General features: G+C 38.7%; 10 protein-coding genes. 4 read left to right on the forward strand and 6 right to left on the reverse strand.

The window, feature by feature from the left end; genetic code table 11:
* Nucleotides 1-476 precede the first annotated feature (476 nt).
* The gene (locus HWQ40_RS29970) at nt 477-1,880 is read left to right on the forward strand and encodes a choice-of-anchor Q domain-containing protein (protein WP_292785363.1); all 1,404 of its coding nucleotides are present in this window, start codon (nt 477-479) and stop codon (nt 1,878-1,880) included.
* A 499-nt stretch (nt 1,881-2,379) separates the two neighbouring features.
* Here the strand turns inward: HWQ40_RS29970 and HWQ40_RS29975 are convergent, their stop codons facing one another.
* From HWQ40_RS29975 to HWQ40_RS30000, 6 genes are all read right to left on the reverse strand, one after another.
* Complete coding sequence (locus tag HWQ40_RS29975) at nt 2,380-4,608, reverse strand: polysaccharide biosynthesis tyrosine autokinase (protein WP_292785365.1); 2,229 nt, start codon at nt 4,606-4,608, stop codon at nt 2,380-2,382.
* Between the two features lie 678 nt (nt 4,609-5,286).
* Nucleotides 5,287-6,483: a glycosyltransferase family 4 protein gene (locus tag HWQ40_RS29980; RefSeq protein ID WP_292785367.1), complete on the reverse strand. Its 1,197-nt coding sequence runs from the start codon at nt 6,481-6,483 to the stop codon at nt 5,287-5,289.
* 276 nt (nt 6,484-6,759) lie between these two features.
* Nucleotides 6,760-7,974, reverse strand: a complete 1,215-nt coding sequence (locus HWQ40_RS29985; protein WP_292785369.1) for an O-antigen ligase family protein — start codon at nt 7,972-7,974, stop codon at nt 6,760-6,762.
* Between the two features lie 10 nt (nt 7,975-7,984).
* Nucleotides 7,985-9,091, reverse strand: a complete 1,107-nt coding sequence (locus tag HWQ40_RS29990) for a glycosyltransferase family 4 protein (RefSeq protein WP_292785371.1) — start codon at nt 9,089-9,091, stop codon at nt 7,985-7,987.
* A gap of 85 nt (nt 9,092-9,176) precedes the next feature.
* Entirely contained in the window at nt 9,177-10,604 is a 1,428-nt protein-coding gene (locus HWQ40_RS29995; RefSeq protein ID WP_292785373.1) for an oligosaccharide flippase family protein, read from the reverse strand.
* Between the two features lie 244 nt (nt 10,605-10,848).
* Nucleotides 10,849-12,294, reverse strand: a complete 1,446-nt coding sequence (locus tag HWQ40_RS30000) for a sugar transferase (protein ID WP_292785375.1) — start codon at nt 12,292-12,294, stop codon at nt 10,849-10,851.
* A 1,036-nt stretch (nt 12,295-13,330) separates the two neighbouring features.
* Here HWQ40_RS30000 and HWQ40_RS30005 point away from each other — a divergent pair.
* The 3 genes from HWQ40_RS30005 (at nt 13,331) to HWQ40_RS30015 (ending at nt 21,950) form a co-directional block, all read left to right on the forward strand.
* Complete coding sequence (locus tag HWQ40_RS30005) at nt 13,331-14,233, forward strand: methyltransferase domain-containing protein (protein WP_292785377.1); 903 nt, start codon at nt 13,331-13,333, stop codon at nt 14,231-14,233.
* Nucleotides 14,234-14,510: 277 nt separating this feature from the next.
* The gene (locus HWQ40_RS30010) at nt 14,511-20,462 is read left to right on the forward strand and encodes a non-ribosomal peptide synthetase (protein ID WP_292785379.1); all 5,952 of its coding nucleotides are present in this window, start codon (nt 14,511-14,513) and stop codon (nt 20,460-20,462) included.
* 306 nt (nt 20,463-20,768) lie between these two features.
* Nucleotides 20,769-21,950, forward strand: a complete 1,182-nt coding sequence (locus HWQ40_RS30015; RefSeq protein ID WP_292785381.1) for an aldo/keto reductase — start codon at nt 20,769-20,771, stop codon at nt 21,948-21,950.
* Nucleotides 21,951-22,114: the final 164 nt, after the last annotated feature.

A 22,114-nucleotide genomic window follows, 5' to 3' on the forward strand; every position in this document is an offset into this window, starting at 1 on the left:
TCGGATTTCTTATGATAATGAGAATCTTTTAGAAAGCGGATTCCGTAAGTACTATTCCATAACTTATTTTTAGTCATTTAGTGATTCTTATTATCATAAGAATTATTTAAGTAAATTAACTAATTGATGACAGATATACTATTTTAACTACAGATACCGCGTATACACAGTAGAATGATGTCGAATTGGAAATGACGCCATTTGTACGGTTGCTTGGTGTTCATGAATAGGGTAACTCTGGATACTGATATTTTTTATTCAGTGATTTTATCAGATGTTTGCGATTTTTTGGAACACAAGCTCAAAAGGTGGTTCAGCCATATTTACGCGAAAATGCGCAGGTTTAAACCTATAAAACCGTGTATAAACTTACAAGTGGCAGTGATACGACCGTATCAAATGCTGGGTTATTAACTAAGGCTAGAGTTACTGACCGTTAACGATTGAGTTTTTGCAACATACCCTATTTTTTCCCTATGATGATTCATGGTTTCGGTTTTCTCAGTTTGAGCGCATCTCTTGTACTTCCTTGGGCATTAACAGGTCTGGTTCAAGGACAGAGAATAACAGAGTCTTTATTTAAAGATGTTCCGCAGTCATCCACTGTTCAGGAAATACCATTACCTAGTCGCAAGCTGATCAGTCGTATTTCAACTGCAACAACATACTATGTTAGTGGTAACGGAAACGACAGAAATAGCGGACTCTCTACCTCATCCGCTTTTAGGACACTTCAAAGGGCAGCAAACCTTACTAATCCTGGCGACACGGTACTTATTATGAACGGGCAATACAAGAATGGGCCCAAAAATGGGGCTGTACTAAGTATTAAACGTTCTGGAACTGCAAATGCATGGATTAAATATAAAGCATATCCTGGGGATTTTCCAGAAATTCAGCATAATACATGGAATGGTATCTCGATTTCAAATGGAGCTTCATATATCGAGATTAACGGGCTGGAGGTCATAGGGAACAATGCTAAGATGAACTATGATGATGCGTATGCGTCATATCTGTCAAGAAAGAAGAAGAAGAAACTATTAAATCCAGAGCTTACTGACGGAAATTGTATAAGCATAGGAGAAGACAAAAGTCATCCTCATCACATAAATATTCTGAATAACAAAGTACATGATTGTGGAGGAGCAGGTATCTCAGCAATCCAAACTGATTATGTGAAAGTGGATAATAACACTGTTTTCAATAACGCTTGGTACACAGTTCATGGTTCCAGTGGCATTTCCATGCTTGATAATTGGAGTTCTGACAACAACCGAGGATACAAGATATTTGTGACCAATAACAGGAGTTACAATAATCGAATGTATATTCCTTGGATTGAAGTCGGAAAGATATCAGACGGTAATGGCATTATTGTTGATGTTTCAAAAGGATATAGAGGACGGATTTTAGTTGCCAACAATATCACCTACAAGAATGGCGGTTCAGGTATTCATGCCCATGATAGTCAGCATATCGATATTATCAACAACACGGCATATTTGAATCAGCAAAGTCCAGAAGTTAAAAAAAAGGCAAAGGGTGAAATTTATGCTGGTTATTCGTCTGATGTCAGAATTTTCAATAACATCATGTATGCTTCTCCTGGTAATGCTGTGAATAGCAATATGAAAAATGTCAACGTCAGTTATGACTACAATGTTTATTCCAATAATTCGACGATCAAGATTACAGGATCTCACGACATGATTGCAGATCCACAGTTTGTTAATGCCTCGGCTCGTGACTTTAGATTGAAATCAACAAGTCCGGCAATTAATAGTGGTTTAAAGTGGAGTAGTTTGACAACCGATTTTCTAGGCAATCCTCGTGTGTCCGGTTTTGCACCCGATAGAGGAGCATACGAAAAGCGGTAGTAGTTAAAAGTATGGCATTGGGTTGTATGATAAGGTTCTTGTTTATACAGACTTTTTGTCTACAACCCAATTGGAGACGGATCGGGAAGAGCCACAAGGGAAAACAAGACCCAATAGCACGACCGCATAAACAAGAAGAATAGAGATGCTGAAATTATGTGCGGCTACTGGAGATATTTGGATGAATAAGGTTTTGTGCATGGAGCAAACTGAGTTACACATATTACTTCCGAGGCTAGCAAAAACCCTAATGAACCCAATTAAACGGGAATGGCAATACCTAAAGAAATCGGACTACCATCCTAAAAATTATCTATAGCTCCTAATATAGCGTTTCCTATACTGATGAAGATATACCTTATCAGATATAGGAGCGCTATATAATTATAAGTCCGGTTAATTACTTATTATTTAAAACTTCTTGCGTCTTTGCGTCAGTATTTATTAATAAATATTTATCCGAACTTGATCTAGCTCCTAAAATAATTTTTTGGAAGCTTTATTTCTTTGCCAGTCCCTTAAGCTCTTTTGTCAACTCTCTTGGTTTAAAATATTCGTGAGAATGATATTTATAACTACTAGATTCATTTTTATCAATGACTCCATTGACTACTAAACCTAGAACGTTGTAATTGGATCTCTCTAATATCTCTTGAGCAGCATTAGCACTGTTAGAATCGATTACTCCGGGTCTAGCTACTAACAAAATACCATCAGTCATTTGGCTTAAAGTCAAAGCATCGGCTGCCAAAAGTAGTGGAGGGGCATCAATAATTACAAAGTCATATTTATACTGAGATGAGAAATTCTCAATGAGTGATGCCATCCGTTTTGAGTCTAGCAAAGCAAGTGGGTTGGGAGGTCTAACTCCAGCAGTTAAAACATCAAGGTTGTCCATTACCTTAGATACGGCAATGTCAAATTCAGCCTGACCTACAAGAACCTCACTCAAACCAACTTCATTGGTTAGTTGCCAGAGATGATGCTGAGAAGGAACTCGCATATCTGCATCGATTAGTAAAACTTGACGTCCTAGTTGAGCGATCGCTGCTGCCAAATTAGCTGAAACTGTAGACTTGCCTTCTTTAGGAACTGCGCTAGTGATCACAATGGTTTTGAGCAAATTATCTGAACTTAAGTATTTCAGATTTGCTTGAATCATCCGGTACATTTCGCTCGTTAAAGAGTGGGGAGTATCCCTGACGGCAATTGTTTGAGATATTGATTCTGCATTTGAATAACGGGAACGAAGCTTTTTAACAGACAAAGGAACAATTCCTAGCAAAGTATATCCAAATACATCTCTAATTTCTTTAAGTGTTTTTAGAGATCTATCTCTCATCGCCAGAAAGAGTACAGTTGTGGTGGCAAAAAATAAACCGGACATGACTCCTAGCACCAAAACAATTATTGTTTTGGTTAATGTAGGATCTTCGGGCACTAAAGCCTGAGCAATAATCCGGGAACTAGGTGTATTTGTATTTTCAACTAACTGTAATTCTTGAACCTTTTTCAATAGAGTTTGATAGGTTGATTCTGCAACTTCAACTTTCCGTTCCAACTCTCGCTGATTTTGTGCCAGCTGGGGTATAAGTTTCACCCGCTGTTCGTACTTGACACGAGAATTATATAGAGAGGAGAGTCTTTGAGTTAAGCCAAAACGTTGTATTTCTGATTGCAAAAAGTTTTGTATCAGGCTTTGTCTGAGTTCTCCAATCTGCAATAGACTCTGGGGAACTTGTGTTTGATTGCCAATAGTCTGACCAACTTGCTGTTGCAAGAGAGATTTTAAATTAGCTTTTTTTGCTTCTAGGTTAATAATTATAGGGTTGTCATCTAGAAAACGGCTGCGCTCAACCGCTAACTGCCGATCAGTCTCTTGGAGTTGTGTAAGAATTCCCTGTACTGCTGGTGACTGACTGAGGGCACTCACAGCGATCGCTTCCTGAGAATTTAGCTCTACTTTCTGCCGCAGTTCATTGGTTTGGGCATTTACCTCATCCAGTTGAGCCTTGACAGTATTCATCTCATTGTCTAGATTTCCAATAGTCGCAACAGCTGACTTTGTCTCCTCTAATAAATCTGCAATCTGATGCTTTTGTTTAAATATACGTAGCGCTACTTCTGCATTATTAACAGCAGCTTGAGTTGTAGGAAGTTGCTTGGCCATAAACTGACGAGTTGCTCCTGCCTCAGAGCGATTTGTCAGAATATCATTTTCTAAATAAAACCTCATAATTGTGTTGACTACTGCCGCTGCTTCTTCAGGATCGTGACTTCTATAAGTAATACGCAATACATCTGTCCCACCAACAATTTTTAGGTTCAGGAGTTTTTGTAGTTCTTTCACCTCCAGAGGTTCACCTTCGTTGTCTTTTAGTTGTAGTTTGTCTATTATCCGTTGCAATAAAGCTGGGGAAGAAATAACTTCTATCTGACTGCTTATGGGATTTTGAGTTGCTACCAATGGTTTCAAATCTCCTGAGTCTCCTCCTTCAGAGGTACCAGGGGAAAGATTATTGCCTGCTACTTTAAAACTCGGAACTCTGAATAACAGTTTTCCTTCTGCTTCATAGTCTGGCTTCAGAAATTGTGTAGATATAGCACTCAGAATAACTGTCGCCACAAATATACTGAAAGCCGGTAGCCACCACCGTTTCAATATCAACAAGTAACGATTAAGGTCTAAATCAATAGATTCTCTAGATTCCATAGATTTTTCTGACATAAATCTTCCAAAGTACAGGTCTTAAACAAGAAACTAAAAATTGACTTAGAACAGCCACAAACCAGTGCAATTGACAATACTGATTATGTATAATTTTACAATATAAAATATAGTATAGACCAATACGATTAAGTTAAAGCTTAACTCTTTATCAAAATCATTTTTTTAACGTAGATGCGGAACGGCTTGCCGCAGGCTACCGCCAAAGACGCAAAGACAAAGAAGCAAGAAATACTTAACTGAACTGTCTTGTAGTATAGACGTATTTAAGTTAAAAATTTAGTCCCCATTTGGTGCAAATGTGTAACGATGGTCTGTGTACCTTTATTCAGCAAAGAATTTGTTAATTTTGGGATTTTAGGTAAGTTAATTACGTCCTAACTATAACTGCCGTCCCATAAATCAACCCTTTAGTAACAGGACGTTCAATTAAAAGTTTGTTGCATTAGCAATCAACCATTAATATTCAAATTTATCTCTGGATTATCAAAGGCTTGATTTTTTACTTGGATATTATACAGCTATATTCCTTGTCAGATCAACTATCTTAGCCAAAGCAAAAATTTCAAAATTAAGTAAACAAACTCGACCTTTAGTTAGTTTGTAATTTTTGACCATAAACATCTACCCATTACTCAATCCAGTTACTTAGTATAGTAATTCTGAAAGTTAAAGTAGTTACCTACTTTGCCAAACTTTATCGTAAGCATCTAACAGTTTTGGAGCTTGATATTGCCATTCCAGAATCTCCTCCATTCTGCGTCGCCCCTCGGCTCCGAGCTTTTCTCTACGTTCAGGAAAATCTAAAAGTTCCAAAATTTTCTCGGCAAATTCTACCTCATCGTTAGGCTTGGCATAAAGAGATGCTTCTTGTGCAGAACGTCTTCCCTCTCGCAAATCAAACTGGACAATTGCTTTTCCCATTGCCATATATTCAAGGATTTTATTCATGGTGCAGTTTTCGTTATAAGCAGATGTTGGAGAAGGCTCTACACACACGTCGCAGCTGGAAAGCCGCTCTAAGAGTTCTTCACCTTGCTTAAACCCTGTAAATTCTACAAACTCATTCACTTCTAACTCTTTAGATAAGTTTTTGAGCTTTTCTGCCATAGGTCCACTACCAATTAGCATAAAGTGAATATCAGAGCGATTTTTTTTGTGGACAATGTAATATACCATTCTTAGGAGATAATCAATACCCTCTGGTTCTCCCATGACACCCATGTAACCTATTAAGTAGTTTCTACCTCTACGGTAATTAGGGTTTGGAGGCATTCGGCGAAAGCGCGAAAGATCCGGCGCACTACGAACTACAAATACTTTCTCTGGTTTCTTGTGCCCACGGTTAAGAGCTACCTCTCGGTGTGACTCGTTCGTTGAAATTACCATGTCTGCTGTGGCATAGGTCAAGCGTTCAGCCCAGCGTAATCCATGATAAAAAATATCGCGCCGCCGATACTTAGCTTCATACATTTCCGGACTGAGGTCATGATGATCGAAGATAATAGATATACCATGAAATAATTTAAACCATGCTGCTACCAAGAAAAGTAAATCGGGCGGATTACAAATATGTATGACATCAAAACCACGCTCTCGCCATACCCTTTGAGCTAGACGGAATTGCCAGTTAATCGCCCAACTGTACTCTCGGAGATAGCCAATGACAGAACTTTCTTCCGGTGGTAGAGGATGACGGTAAATGTGAATCTGCTCAATAATTTCGTAATCTTTTTCAAAGCCATTACCTGTAGGTGAAATTACACTAACTTCATACCCAGCTTTTTGCAAAGTAGTTGCTTCCATCCATACCCGTCTATCAAAGGGAACTGGGAGATTTTCAACGATAATTAGTACTTTCTTCGGTGATGCCATAATAATTTCAATTTTTAATTAGTTTAGTAAGTAATTATTCACTCACTCGGAACAAGGGTCGAAACCCTGAATTTATGGGTGATAGGCAGGGGAAATGTGAAACGTTACTTTAGTAAAACACTCACTTGTCAAGTCTAAAATATACCTTATTTATGGAACCTATATTCATACTTGACGAAACTGGGTTGAACAATAAATATGCATGTCTACATCATAATAGCTATCAGTTTTGCTGTTACTAGCTGGTTACAGTTATATTGATTAATCATCTGATTTTTACATTCTGACTGAGAAAGATGCCGCCACATAGAGTATCCAAGTCAAACTATTTGATTCCACTAAGTTAGACTCAGTGAGGCTAGATAAGAGTATAAATGTCATGTGTATAAGTGGCCAAATATCAAATGCTGTTTTACTACTACGCACCCAAGCAAATCCTTGCAGATAACTGCGCCAAAATCCTAAAAAGAATACTCCTAACCCTAAAAGACCCAGATCTAGGCAAAGAGCCAGATAGCCATTGTGGGGGTGGCTTGGCGTCCATCCAGCTGCAAGCCAAATATAAGCAGATTCGCCATTCCATCCTTGCCAGAATCCACCATAACCATAACCAAGCCAAGGATGTTTCCAAATCATATCAATTACTAATGGCCACAACTGTGTTCGACCAGTCAGTGTCGCATCTTTCCCAATTGCACTGAATAGGATATCAGCATCATTAGACAACCAAAAATATAAACCTTGGCTGATAGTAGCTATCATTATTAAGGTTGGTACCATGAACTGGTATGACCAGCGCCAAATTTGAAAAGCAAAAAATGCCAATATTAGAATTAATAGATTAATTAGAGATGAACCTGAAGACGCAAGCAGTAAAAGTAGTATTGACAAGCAAAACCCACCCCAAAAAAGCCAATTATGTCTTCGATGTTGATAACCAAGGATCAAAAAAGTCATACTACTCGTTACCATTCTTGCTCCCAGACCGTTTTTGTGTGTGAATACTCCACGCCACTTCGAGCTGCCCAAATCATGCTGTATCCCGTATTGAGGCAAGGCTATAGCAAAAACGCAACTAAGTATTATAATAATTGCAAAGTTCCAAGCAAGTAAATGTAACTGCTGTTTTAAGCTATATCGCGAAGCAAAATATAATCCAAATAAACTGGAATTAATGAGGGCAAAACTATTTTTTAATGTTGTTGATGGTTCAAAAGACCAAATAATAGAAAAAGCTGACAATAAAATTAAAGAATAAAGCCAAAAGTCTTTACTAAGGAAATAAAGAGTTTTTTTCCAACGCAAAACTAGTAGTACTAAGGTAACTGCGTAGATAAAAGAATAAATAATCCGAATCACAGAGCTATCATATTCTACTAAATCAGTCTGTCCTGCCCCTCCTGACAGTACAACAACAAAAATTGCCCCTGAATACATCAGCAAGCTCAAAATTGTGAATACCTGTTCAGCAAAAATTAGGATTTTCCTCATAATAAATTAACTAATATTTCTTTTGCATATTCATTTCTTTATAATAAATTTGAGCTGTCTGAGCGGCAATATTTGACCAATTTAAATCTTCCTGACAACGAGCTAATGCCGCAGTTTGCATACGTTGTTGCAAGTCGCGATCGCTTAACAAATAAATAATGGCATCAGCTAAAGATTGGACATCACAAGGTGGAACTAATAACCCATCTTTTTTATGCTGAATTATCTCACTTAATCCCCCGACTTCAGAGGCTACAACTAGTGTTCCCATTCCATAAGATAAGGCTGCTACACCACTTTGAGAGGCTTCTATATATGGCAAAACTGTTACCGTACTGCGTTGAAATAGATTACTTACTTCTTCAAGGGGGATAAAGTCATTGATAATTTCATAGCGTTTTTCATCATAACCATTAGGGAAATATTGTTTTATATTTTCTCCCCGTCCAGCGATAATCAGCTTGACTTCAGGTATACGTTCAGCAATTAATGGCATAGCCTGAAGTAAATATTTCAATCCTTTGTAGGGCCAGATGCGTCCAAAAAATAGCAATGTATTTGGCTCACGAGTCTGACTATTGTGATTACTCAGACGACGCTGATACAAACTACCAAGTTCCCCATGTGGTAAAACATTGACTCGCTCTTGAGGTATACGAAATTGTTCAGTTAAAATCTTTTTTAATTGATGAGTATGGACAATCAATTGTTGGGAACGATAGAAGGCAATACGCCTGGTATACTCTGAACCGAATACAGCCATGCTATCTCCTGGGTGACGGAATATGTCGTGGATGGTTGTCACCAGTGGCGGCATTTTGTTGAGTAACAAAGTCCAATCATACCAAGGATCGTTAGTTTCTTGCACATGCAAAACATCCGGCTGTATGTCTTTGATAATACGCATCATTGCGTACATAGACAATAGGTTGCGCGGGTCGCGAATCCGTGGTTTTTTAAAGCTAATCACGCGGATACTGGGATCAAGAACATTGCTACAGACATCTGAGACTTTTTCCGGATGAATTAGCGTTAAATCAACATATTTAACCAGACTGTTTGCTAATTCAATAGTGTAATCTTCAAAGCAAAAATGTAATAAAGCAACTTTAATCATAATTAAAATTCTACCCGCACTTAAATTATTTTTTTCACCAGTTTTTCTGAGTTAATGATAAAAATTTATCGGAAACTAATTACTGCTATTTTAACAATTTGAACCATAAAAAACGAAACCCTCCAAAGGCACGAATACCTAAATAAATCCCAAATAAAGCATAGGCACAAGTTGCAATAATTAGAGTTAATATAAAGTCTAAGCCAAGTTTTTGTAATAAAATTAATATAGGTAGCATCAAAATAGTTATTATTAACGGTCGGCGCATAATTCGCCATAAATTTAGTGAAAATAGGCGAGTATAGGTGAAATAAATATACTGGCCAAAACCAGAAATAGTCATTAATAATGCCATTAAAGCTGCACCTACTAACTGATAGTGTGAAACTAATAGCACGCCTCCCAAGCTCCCTAATGTAGTGGTAATAACTACTTCACGTAGGTTCACTATCTCAAAACCATTGGCTACAAGTAAATAAGTCAGTGAGCGTGTAAAGGGCAAAAAAACGAGTGATGCAGCGCTTATAATAAGGGCTATATTTGCTTCAGCAAAGCTAGCATTATAGAGAAAAACTAGTAAATCTTTGCCAAACAATAAGATTCCAAGATATAAGGGCAATGCTATGATTAGTAGGATTTCGATAATATTTTCAGCTATCTGCCTCTGCTTCTCCCGTCCTTGCTCTACTGCCTTTGAAAGTCTTGGAAATATTGCTAAACCTATACTATTAGCAATAATCATAAAGGGTTGCAATAATTGTGATATTCCGCCAAATAAACCTACTAAAAACTCATTGCCTAACAATGAAAGTATCAATATTTGAATTCTGCCACTAACTACAGCTATTGCTTCAATAGCAAAAAATGTACGCGCACTTTTGATTGTATTAAAGACAAAAATCTTATCAATCTGCCATTCTATTTTTACTAATCGGGCGATAAAAATCCATTCAATTACCAAAATTAGTGTTTCTGAAACAACTAAAATCACCCCCAAATATTCAATTCCATATTTTAATTGCATTGCCCAAATCATTATTATTAGGCGTAAAATATAGACTGGCACTGTAGCGATCGCAATCAGATGCATCTTTTCTTTAGCTTGAAAAATTGCCTCTGTGATATTAGAAAGCGCAAAGGGAATGATTGTTAAGCCCATTATGTAACAAACAATCGAGGTTTTGGAACTATAGGGAAGTAAAAATACTACAATCACCAATGCCGCATAACTGAAAAAACTAAATATTAACTGTAGGCAAGTACCACTTATTAAATAGACAGGTGTTTTTTGTGGCTCACGAGCTAGTTCTCTAGTAAACAATGTTTTTAGCCCTTGTGAAGCAATGCCCACAAAGATAAAATAGTAGCTATATGCTAGTAGATACTGCCCTAAAGCTTCAGCTCCTAGAGTACGAGCAATGGAAGCGGTTAATACAAAGGCTGTAATACTTTGTGTTAACCGATTGAGTATCATTGAGAACGAATTACTTATGAACTTGTACTTTTCTACCATTCTTATAATTCTTAATTCAGCTTAATTCTTTCATTTTGAGTCACCATGATTTTTTTCGGATATATCTTTATAGATATAGATTTTTCTAGAGCGCCCTCAAACAAAACAAGTAATTAATTACTCAGTAAGATAGAAAAATCTAAATTTAATCCGCTAGAAATTAAACTGAACATTGGAATAAATTTATTGATTAATACGTAAAGTAATTCTCTAATCATAGCTGTACTGCTATGAATTGTTTCTGTTAGTAAGCACCGTCTTTTTTCAAAACCACCATAACTGTTTTAAGGAGGATTTCAAAGTCTAACCCAAGCGACCAATTTTCGATGTAGCTAATATCGAGATGAATCACTTGTTCAAAATCTAAAATATCTGAGCGACCTGAGACTTGCCAAAGACCTGTAATACCAGGTAAAATTTCATGTCGAATAAAATGATGTTCAGAAAACTTTTCAACATCTCTGGTAGGTAAAGGGCGAGGTCCTACTATACTCATTTCTCCAAGGATAACGTTAAAAAGTTGAGGTAATTCGTCTAAACTGTAACGACGGAGAAATTTTCCAACACGGGTAATACGAGGATCATCTTTAATTTTAAAGATGATTCCATCTTTCGTTTCATTTAAAGCTTCTAATTCTTTCTGTAATTTTTCCGCATCAGACCTCATCGTTCTGAATTTCCATACTTTAAATTGTTTACCATGTAAACCTATACGCGTTTGTTTGTAGAATACTGTGCCTGGAGAGTCAAGTTTTATAGCTATAGCTATAGCTATATAAATGGGAAATGATAACATTACAAATAAAGTCGCAAAGCAAAAATCACAACTACGCTTTATCCAAAAATCTTTACCTGTAATTATCGGACAATCCAAACTCAGACAAGGCATTCCCCCTATTTTATTGAATTGTACGTTTTTATAAATTGGTTTTAATTCCATCGGTAAAATATGTACTTGTATCCCAGATGCTTGAAATAACCAGCACAAAAACATTCTATTTTTTAGCGCATCCCAAGATATAAAAACTTCTGTCACTCCTAGTTGATTAAGCTGAGTTAAAGTTTGCTGACGCTTATATCTGTCTAGTGAATTAGCATTCGCAGTTCCAGATACAATGTAATGCTTTTCTTTTTTTATAAAACTCGCAATCTGATCGTGATCTTGAGGGTCACAAATAATGAAAACAGAAGAACGGACTATTTTTTTCTGCTTGCGTAGATATTCAAGAGTAATATTTACAGCGTATCTACCAGTACAAACAAAAAAGATACTTAGCAACCAAGGTAATAATATTAATCTTGGACGTGTGATATCAACAACTGGTTTATACAAAAAACTAACTAAAAGGATTAATCCATGAGCAAAAGTTAGCGATTTGATAATATTGAAATAGTCATAGCGTTTTTGACCTTCTCGATAAATACCTTCGACAGCCAGCGATCCTATTTGAATCCCAATAGCTGTTAAAATCGGTAAATAATGACTCGGTATATACCAAGTAAAATTTCCAGAAGTAGATTGATATTCTGCTAAAACCCAAGCTAGAAATAAAAGAGTACAGTCTACTAAGAATAATGTTGTTAATCTCAACCACCATGAACCCTTACGTACCGTGACAAATGTCGATGCACGTAAATCCAAAGGCACTTCACTGAATTTATTATTTGTTGTAATGCTTTGATTACTCATAGTTAGGAACTAGTTAGGAACACTTGGTGTAGGTAAAATTTGATTTATAGGGGCTTAATATACAAGACAATTTGGATATCTCATATTTTTATTTACAAACAAACCTGGACTTTCTAGTCTACTCTCAACCATTTTCTTTGAAGTAACTTTAAGTTTTTTATCAAAAGCATCCTCCAACGTCGGTTTGAGTGCCGTTACTACCGAAATACCTAGTTTTCATTGCAGCCTATAATCAATCACATTTTAGTCTGGAAAACTTAATTGCAAAAAAAAGGATTTGTTGGTGAATTTAGATTAGTAGTTAAACAAAACTCCTGATATTTATAATCAAGCAAGTAAGCAAAATAAAAATAATATTATAATTTTTGAGGTGACTAATACATGAGCTGAATTAACTATGATAGATATCGCAGATATCTTGGAGAGTTTTGCTTATTAGAGGTATAGAATCATTGATATGCCCTCAGAAATTACTCTAGCATATTAATGTAGACTAATTCAGCTTTCGCTTATAAGCTTATCTTAATTTATCTTAAGTGTATATGTTTTTTTACGCATAATTACTGAACTCATAAAATATACACATAATTTATAACAAAATGCATTAAAAATTTGATATGTGTAACAAAAGTTTACATAATTGCCTATTTGTGGTTAAACTTGAGTCAGTTTCATGGACATTTCTAAATGAAGTCTCAAAAGGGCAGTAACCTTAACGACGAGATTGTAGTTTGGACTAGAAGGCTGATGTTACACAAATGAAACCTGAAACCTACCTAGTTAGGTTTCATGAAGTTCACCTAAATTATTCAAAAAAAATAATATTACGACTTTACATTAATTTTATATAATTAGAGACAAAATAAAGATTTTGTAAAAAATATTTTTCGTTCAGTAGATTTTACTGAGATAGGATAATGTACCTTTATAATTGCGTGTAAGTGTTTGTGTTTATTAGCTAAAACAGAAATTTGATCTTTTGCATTCAATTGTAATTAAGAGTTTCATTTCAATCAATAAAACATGGGGTGAAAGTATGGTGACTAGCAAATTAGATATAATAAATCGATTGGGCAGGTTTTTAAACAGTAAAAAGTGGCGTTTGCTGACAAATTTGCGTCTCAACAATTTAAAAGTTAATAAAATTTTACGAGCCACAAATGATTCGGAAATAGGAAAAGCACAGACAGAAATAAACAATTTATCTTTTTCTGAAAAAGATTATAGGGATTTTGTAAATTCAGATGTACTGAGTAAATATAATCAGCTTGATTACATCCATTCCAAGCCACTTGAATACCTGACGACAATGACTCTGTTAGATTTGAAAGAAGGTGATAAAATACTAGATGCTGCTGGTGGTGAAAAAGCTGAATATATAAAGGCTTTAATGGCAGTTTCGGACTTCAAATTGACTGCTTACTGTCAAGACTCTTTATTGGACGGAAAAGTCACAGATGGAATTAAGTACATTGGTGGCTCTATTGATGCGATCCCTCTTCCAGATGAATCTTTAGATGGAATTAGCTGCCATCACTCTTTTGAGCATTTTCAAGATGATTTGGATATTAAGTTTATTAAAGAAGCAGTACGTTTATTGAAAGTGGGCAGGAAACTTGTCATTGCGCCCCTATTTTTAACTAACGAATATGCAGAAATCTGGAATAATAAACGGATTCAGAAGTCCAATCTTGACAAAGCAATCACAATTTTTGACAATACTGCAAGCTTTGCTGGATGGGGTGCATATGAAGGCTTTGCTAGAACTTATAGTCCTGCTGCATTTAAAACAAGAATTATTGATAATTTACCGCGCAACTGCCATGCAAAAATCTACAAAGTTATTGTAGATGGAAAACCTGTGCCAGATCTCCAAAAAAATTATCATCAACCCCTGCTCAATGCTGAAATGAAGGCACTGGTAATAGTTAAAAACTAAAGCGCAAGCAATTTTTGAGTTTGGTAAGTGTTATAGCTGTTTGCAATTCCTTGGAGTCCAAACAATTAGTAGGGGTGCACAACATATCTGTGTGCTCCTAGAGTGTGTATCATTGAAAATTGCTATATATTGGTTATGTGAGAATTAATAGTATTATGCTTATTTTCTATAGATTGGGGGCTATATTTGCTCACATCTCTTTTAGTCATAAACCTTTAATTATTTATGTCCTCATAAAACTTTAATTATTTTATGCCCACTGAACTTAATATAGAAAATGCAGATAAATAGTCAAACATCAGAATATAAACAAAATATTACCTTAAATACCTTAACTCACATCATCGGCACTCAAGTTTTACAGGAATTGAATGATACCCAAGTAGTTGATCATCAGGATCTGTGCATTCATCAAATATTTGAGATGCAAGTAGAGCGATCGCCCCAAGCCATTGCAGTAGTATATGAAAATACAGAACTTACTTATCAGCAGTTAAACCAACGGGCGAATCAACTAGCACACCACCTACGTACTTTAGGCGTTGGGCCAGAAGTACTTGTAGGTATATGCCTAGAGCGCTCCTTAGAGATGATTGTAGGACTACTAGGCATTCTCAAAGCTGGAGGCGCTTATGTGCCTTTAGATCCGGCATATCCCTCAGAACGTTTAGCCTTCATCCTGGAAGACACCCAGACACCAGTATTGTTAACCCAAGAAAAATTGGTCAAGAACTTACCACCACATGAGGCACAAGTGGTTTGTCTGGACTCAAACTGGCAAGGGAATATCCAAAACAGTCAAGGAAATCCTGTAAATGAAACTACGCCTGATAACCTCATCTACGTAATCTACACATCTGGCTCTACAGGACAGCCCAAGGGTGTAATGATCCCTCACCGTGGTATCTGCAATCAACTCCACTGGAAGCAAACAACTTTTGGATTAACTCACGCAGACAAAGTTTTACTAACTATTTCTTTTAGCTTCGACCCCTCAGTGTGGCAGATATTCTGGCCATTGTGCTTTGGAGGTCAATTGTTTATGGCTCGCCCTGGTGGACATCAAGACACTGCCTACCTTGTGAAGGTGATTACTGAGAAGCAAATAACAGTTCTGGCTTTAGTACCTTCCATACTGCGTGTCTTATTGGAAGAGAAGGGAATTGAGAATTGCCGATTTATCAGACACATTACCTGCGGTGGTGAAGCTTTACCTGGCGAACTTATAGAACGCTTCTTTGCGCAACTGAATTTGGATAATGTTTTACATAATTGTTATGGGCCGACAGAAGCTTCCATTGATACCACTTTCTGGAGTTGCCAACGGGGCACTAATTATGCTACTGCACCCATTGGTCGTCCGATTACCAATGCAGAGATTCACATCCTCGATGAAAATTTGCAGCCAGTGCCTGTTGGTGAATCAGGTGAACTGCACATTGGCGGTATTGGTCTAGCGCGAGGCTATCTTAACCGTCCAGAATTGACCACAGAGAAGTTTATTTTCAACCCTTTTAGCTCTGAACCTGGGGCACGCCTTTACAAAACTGGGGACTTGGCACGTTATTTGAGCGATGGTAATATCGAGTTCCTTGGTCGGATTGACCACCAAGTTAAAATACGTGGCTTCCGAATTGAATTAGGAGAAATTGAAGCCATATTAGCTCAACATCCGGCACTGAAACAGACTTTAGTCATAGCCAGAGAGGATGTTCCTGGGGACAAGCGACTCGTGGCATATATTGTTGCCAGTCCAGAGCAAATTCCTAGTCAGGCTGAATTGCGTCGCTTTTTGGAAACTCGGTTGCCTGAATACATGGTGCCTGGTTTCTTTGTATTTTTGGACACTCTACCATTAAATCCCAATGGGAAAATAGACCGCCGCGCCTTACCTGCACCAGATACATGTGATATTAGGCTGTCAACTAACTTTGTTCCACCTCAGAATTCGACAGAAGAAGTCTTGGCTGGCATTTGGACGAAAGTTTTGCGTCTGGAACAAGTAGGCATCCACGACAATTTTTTTGAATTGGGAGGTCATTCACTGCTGGCCACTCAAGTGATGTCTAGAGTTCGCCAAGCTTTTCAAATAGAAATACCGTTGCAACTATTATTTGAGAATCCCACGATCGCTACTTTAGCTCAAGCGATTGCCCAAAACCAAACTCCAGAAAATGATCCCCCAAATCAGACTATTCCCCAAATAGCGAATCGGGAATCAGCCCCTTTATCCTTTGCCCAGCAGCGAGTCTGGTTTTTGGAGCAGTTGGAACCCAACAGCCGAGCGTATATTGTCTCCAATGCACAGCGCTTAACGGGTAAGTTAAACATGGGTATATTGCAACAGTCACTAGATGCGATCGTTATCCATCATGAGGCATTACGAACCAACTTTATGACATCACTTGATGGTAGCCCCATACAAGTAATTGGCATGCCTCGGCCAGTGGAACTTAAAATCATTAAGGTAACAAAAGATCAAGTAGAGTTTTTCCTCAATCAAGAGGTGCAATGCCCCTTCAACTTAGAATCTGACTTGATGTTGCGAGCTACTTTGCTGCAAGTAGACGAACAGGAGCATATACTCTTGTTAATGATGCACCACATCGCCTCAGATGGCTGGTCAATTGGTATTCTCTGGCAGCAGTTAATAGCGCTTTATGAAGCTTTTTTAAACAGTAAGCCTTCCCCCTTGGCAAAATTGTCCATTCAGTATGCGGATTTTGCTGTGTGGCTGCACCAATGGCTATCAGGTGATGTACTTTCCAGCCAAATTAACTATTGGAAAACCCAATTAGCAGGTGCTAATACTGTACTGGAATTGCCTACCGACCGACCACGGCCACCAGTGCAAACTTACCAAGGAGCAGCCCAATCTCTGATGCTACCACAGACTTTGAGTGCATCACTTACAGAACTCTCGCATCAGGAGGGTGTGACTCTATTCATGACATTGCTGGCAGCCTTTGGGACAATACTGCACCGCTATACTGGCCAAGAAGACATTCTTATCGGTTCTCCCATTGCCGGACGTAACCGTTCTGAGATTGAAGAGTTAATTGGATTTTTTATTAACACCGTTGTTTTACGGACTGATTTTGCCGAGAACCCCAGTTTTCGTTCAGTGCTAAATCGAGTCCGCCAGATGGCATTAGCTGCTTATGCCCATCAAGATATGCCCTTCGAGAAACTCGTAGAAGAACTGCAACCAGAGCGAGATACCAGTCGCAACCCACTATTTCAAGTGTGGTTTAATATGCTCAACTTAAGGGACATCCAACTGGAACTACCTGGAGTGGGTATAGAACCAGTCTCGATCCTAGAAACAGCTTCTAAGTTCGACTTAACCCTTTACGTTACAGAACAAAACCAAGGAATCCAACTTGATTTAGTTTACAACACCGATCTGTTTACTTCAGAACGGATGATGGAAATGCTTCATCAATTCCATCACTTGCTGAATCAAATTGTTGCTGCTCCAGAGAGACAGATTAGTTTATATTCCCTGGTGACACCAGAAGCAAGACCTTTGCTGCCAGAACCAAGGGCGGTTTTGTCAGAACCACAGTATGAGTTGACGACAACAATGTTTACCTCTTGGGTAAATCGTACCCCAGAACATTCATCACTTCGTCAAGGATTTCGCACTTGGAATTATGGGGAATTGGGCAAAATAGCTCAAACCTTAGCACAGGTTATGTTATCTCACGGAGTAGAGCGGGGAGATGTCGTAGCCGTGTTTGGGACACGCAGCTTTGGGCTAATTGCCAGTATGCTTGGCGTACTCTTGAGTGGTGGTGTGCTACTCACCCTCGATCCAAAACTTCCTAGCCAACGCCAGCGGCTGATGCTACAGGAAGCTAAAGCTAAATACATATTATATATTGATGGTCAGCGTCGAGAAGACGAAAAGATAGGGGAGTCTTTAACTAGCATCTGTGTCAACCCAGACACAGGAGAAGCCATAAATTCTCAAAAGAGCATTGAAGCAGTAAATCTACCTGAAATCGCTGCCGATGATACAGCTTATATTTTCTTTACTTCCGGCACTACTGGTGTACCAAAAGGGGTGTTGGGGTGTCATAAAGGGTTGGCGCATTTTCTGAACTGGCAGCGACAGACCTTTGAAATTAATCAGCAAGACCGCGTTGCCCAATTAACTGGTCTTTCTTTTGATGTCGTTCTTAGAGATATTTTCTTACCTTTAACTAGCGGTGCAACCCTCTGTTTACCGGAACAAGAGGAGAACCTAGAACCGACTAGAATTCTGCGTTATTTGGAAAATGAGCAAATTTCTGTACTTCATACAGTTCCTTCCCTGGCGCAATTATGGTTAGCAAATGTGCCGTCAGGAGTCTCTTTACGTAACTTACGTTGGTTGTTCTTGGCTGGAGAACCTCTGAAAGAAACCCTTGTACTTCGCTGGCGGGATGCTTTTCCCGAATCAGGTGAAATAGTTAATCTCTACGGCCCGACAGAAACAACTTTGGCGAAATGTTATTACCGAGTACCTGTTGAGTGTAGCCCTGGTGTACAGCCAGTTGGATTGCCGCTGCCTCAAACCCAAGCACTGGTTTTTACACCAAATCATCAACCGTGCGGTATTGGTGAACCGGGCGAGATTGTAATCCGAACTCCATTCCGCAGTTTGGGCTACATCAATGCCCAACAAGAAAACCGTTCTCGGTTTGTCAAAAACCCTTTTCGGAATGATCGCCACGATTGGCTTTATTATACAGGCGATCGCGGATGCTATCGTCCAGATGGCTCTCTAGAAATTCTCGGTCGCCGAGATCATCAAGTCAAGATCCGGGGGATACGCATTGAACCAGGGGAAATTGAAACAGTTTTAGCCCAACATCCAGATATACTCCAGACTGTAGTCCTTGCCCGTGAAGATGTCCCTGGCAATCAACGTTTGGTAGCTTACATTATACCCAATCAAGATTCAGCAATTGCGATTACTGATATCCGGCGCTTCCTCTCGACAAAATTGCCACAGTATATGCTACCTTCGGCTTTTGTCATGCTGGATACCATGCCCTTAACCCCCAATGGCAAGGTAGACCGGCGTGCCCTACCAGCACCAGACTTATCGAGACAAGAACCAGAAGCCAGCTTTGTTGCTCCTCGCAATCAAGTGGAACACCAGTTAACCCAAATTTGGGAACAAATTTTAGGTGTCCAGCCGATTGGTGTTAGGGATAACTTCTTCGAGCTAGGAGGACATTCTATCTTAGCAGTAAAACTGTTTTGGCAAATTGAAAAGACATTTAGTAAAGACCTGCCACTTGCCATTCTTTTCCAGTCAGGGACTGTAGAGGCTCTAGCCAAAATAATCTGCCAAGAAGAAGATTTAACAAAAAAATCGGCTTTAGTAAATACCTTAGACCAATCAAAATCTAGTTGGTCATCCCTAGTAGAAATTCAACCCAACGGCTCCAAGCCACCTTTTTTCTGTATTCATGGACTGGGTGGAGAAGTCTTATGTTTTCGTGAATTGGCATTGCATCTGGGGACAGAACAACCGTTTTACGGATTACAACCACGGGGACTAGATGAGAAATACCCTCTCCATACCCGCATTGAAGATATGGCAACGCACTACATTCAAGAAATTCAGACCCTTCAACCTCATGGTCCTTATTTTCTCGGAGGTTATTCCTTTGGGGGTACAGTTGCCTTTGAGATGGCTCGGCAACTCCAAGAGCAAGGCGAACAAATTGGCATTTTAGTTATGCTTGATAGTTGTCGTATAGGTTATAGCTGGCAGGCGCCATTTCTCAAGCGAGTTTTTTTGCATTTAAATAATATTGTTCAACAAGGGCCTAACTACCTTTGGCAAAAGGTTGTGAGATGGAGTTATTGGCGTAAGCAAGAACTGCAAAATACATATAACCGTTACTTGGAAGATGTACTTCATGTACCTGAAACTGACAAGCATTTAAAGGTTATAGATACTAACACTCAAGCCCTTAGGGACTATATTTTTTCACCTTACCTTGGTCGAGCTATTCTTTTGCGGACAGAGGATAAAAATCGGGACGAAGCTATAGGCATAGAATACGATCCTCAATTCGGTTGGGGCGACCTAGTAGTTGAAGGATTAGATATCCATTACATTCCCGGATCTCACCTTGACATACTTAATGAACCCCATGTACAAGTGTTAGCTGAAAAATTGAGAAATTGCTTAACTCAGGTGCAGTCTCAGTCTGCAAAGAATTAATTTGAACTTTTCCGTTAGTTCAGCTTCCCACAACTCAGCACTGCTGGGTCGGTTTGCCATTTCATGGTCTAAACTTGAGAGAATAATAGAAAAATTCCTGCTAGTGGTAACTAGGGTGAGATAATTATTCTGTGGAACTGGAATATTGGTAGGTAAAAATCCAATAACCAAAAGACCTGACCGATTTAAGAATGCGATGAATATTGCTAGTGTCACAGATTGAACAGAGGGAATGATTGTGGCACTAAAAGCTGGAATGACTATCGTTTTTAGATTTTAAGTTGGTAAGCAATCCACAATCCACTGATGCTATATAGAAGATTTGGACGCACAGAATTACAGATGCCAGTGTTTTCCTGCGGTGGCATGAGATATCAGTTCAAATGGGAGGATGTTCCCAATCATGAAATTCCTGCTGATAACCAGGCAAATCTGGAAGCAACTATTAGAAGGGCAATCGAGGTTGGGATTAATCATATTGAAACTGCCCGTGGTTATGGCACTTCTGAAATGCAATTGGGGAGAATATTGCCCAAGTTTCCCCGCGAAAAGTTGATTATTCAGACTAAAATCAATCCAAAGGCAGATGCGAAAGAATTCCGGGAGACATTGGAACAATCTTTGAAAAATCTCCAGCTAGATTATGTTGACCTTTTAGGGTTGCACGGCATTAATCATCCTGAATCGTTAGATGACAGCATCCGTCCTGGTGGCTGTTTGGAAGTAGCGCAGCAGTTGCGAGCAGAGGGAAAAGTTAGATTTATTGGCTTTTCCACACACGGTTCGACAGATATGATTGTGCAGACAATTAATACCAATCAATTTGATTACGTGAACCTGCACTGGTACTACATTAATCAATGGAATTGGGCAGCAATTGAAGCAGCTAAACGTCACGATATGGGTGTGTTTATTATTAGCCCTTCTGATAAAGGAGGTTTGTTGTATAAACCTCCACAAAAATTAGTCAATCTTTGCGCCCCATTGAGTCCAATGGTGTTTAATGATTTGTTTTGTTTGAGTCATCAAGAGGTGCATACACTAAGCTTAGGAGCAGCAAAACCAGAAGATTTTGATGAGCACCTGAAGACTTTAGAATTAATAGATCGGTCATCAGAAATTTTGCCACCAATTTTAGCAAGGTTGGAATCAGAAGCGATCGCTACTTTGGGAGAAGATTGGGTAAAATCCTGGGAAACAAATCTACCAAACTTTGACGAAACCCCTGGTGAGGTAAATATTCGGGTGATTTTGTGGCTGCGGAATTTAGCGATCGCCTACGATTTAGTAGAGTACGCTAAAATGCGCTATAACCTGCTTGGCAATGGTGGCCACTGGTTTCCCGGCAACAAAGCCGATCGCCTAGATGAATTAGACTTAAGGAAATCTCTTACCCGTAATCCCCACGCCGATAAAATCCCCCAATTCCTGAAACAAGCTCATCAGATGTTAGCGGGTGAAGCGGTCAAACGTCTATCCCGCACTTGATAAATTGCATAAATAGGGCATTGGCTATTATTATGGCCTATGGGAAATAGTAAACAATAGACCTATTGCAAAAGTCCCCTAACACCCCACCCCCAACCCCTCCCCGCAGGCGGGGAGGGGAGAATTTGACGTAAGTCAAAGGCGGGGAGGGGTTCTTTTTTTGA

It is taken from the genome of Nostoc sp. NMS9, assembly GCF_017114995.1.
Classification (GTDB): Bacteria; Cyanobacteriota; Cyanobacteriia; order Cyanobacteriales; family Nostocaceae; genus Nostoc.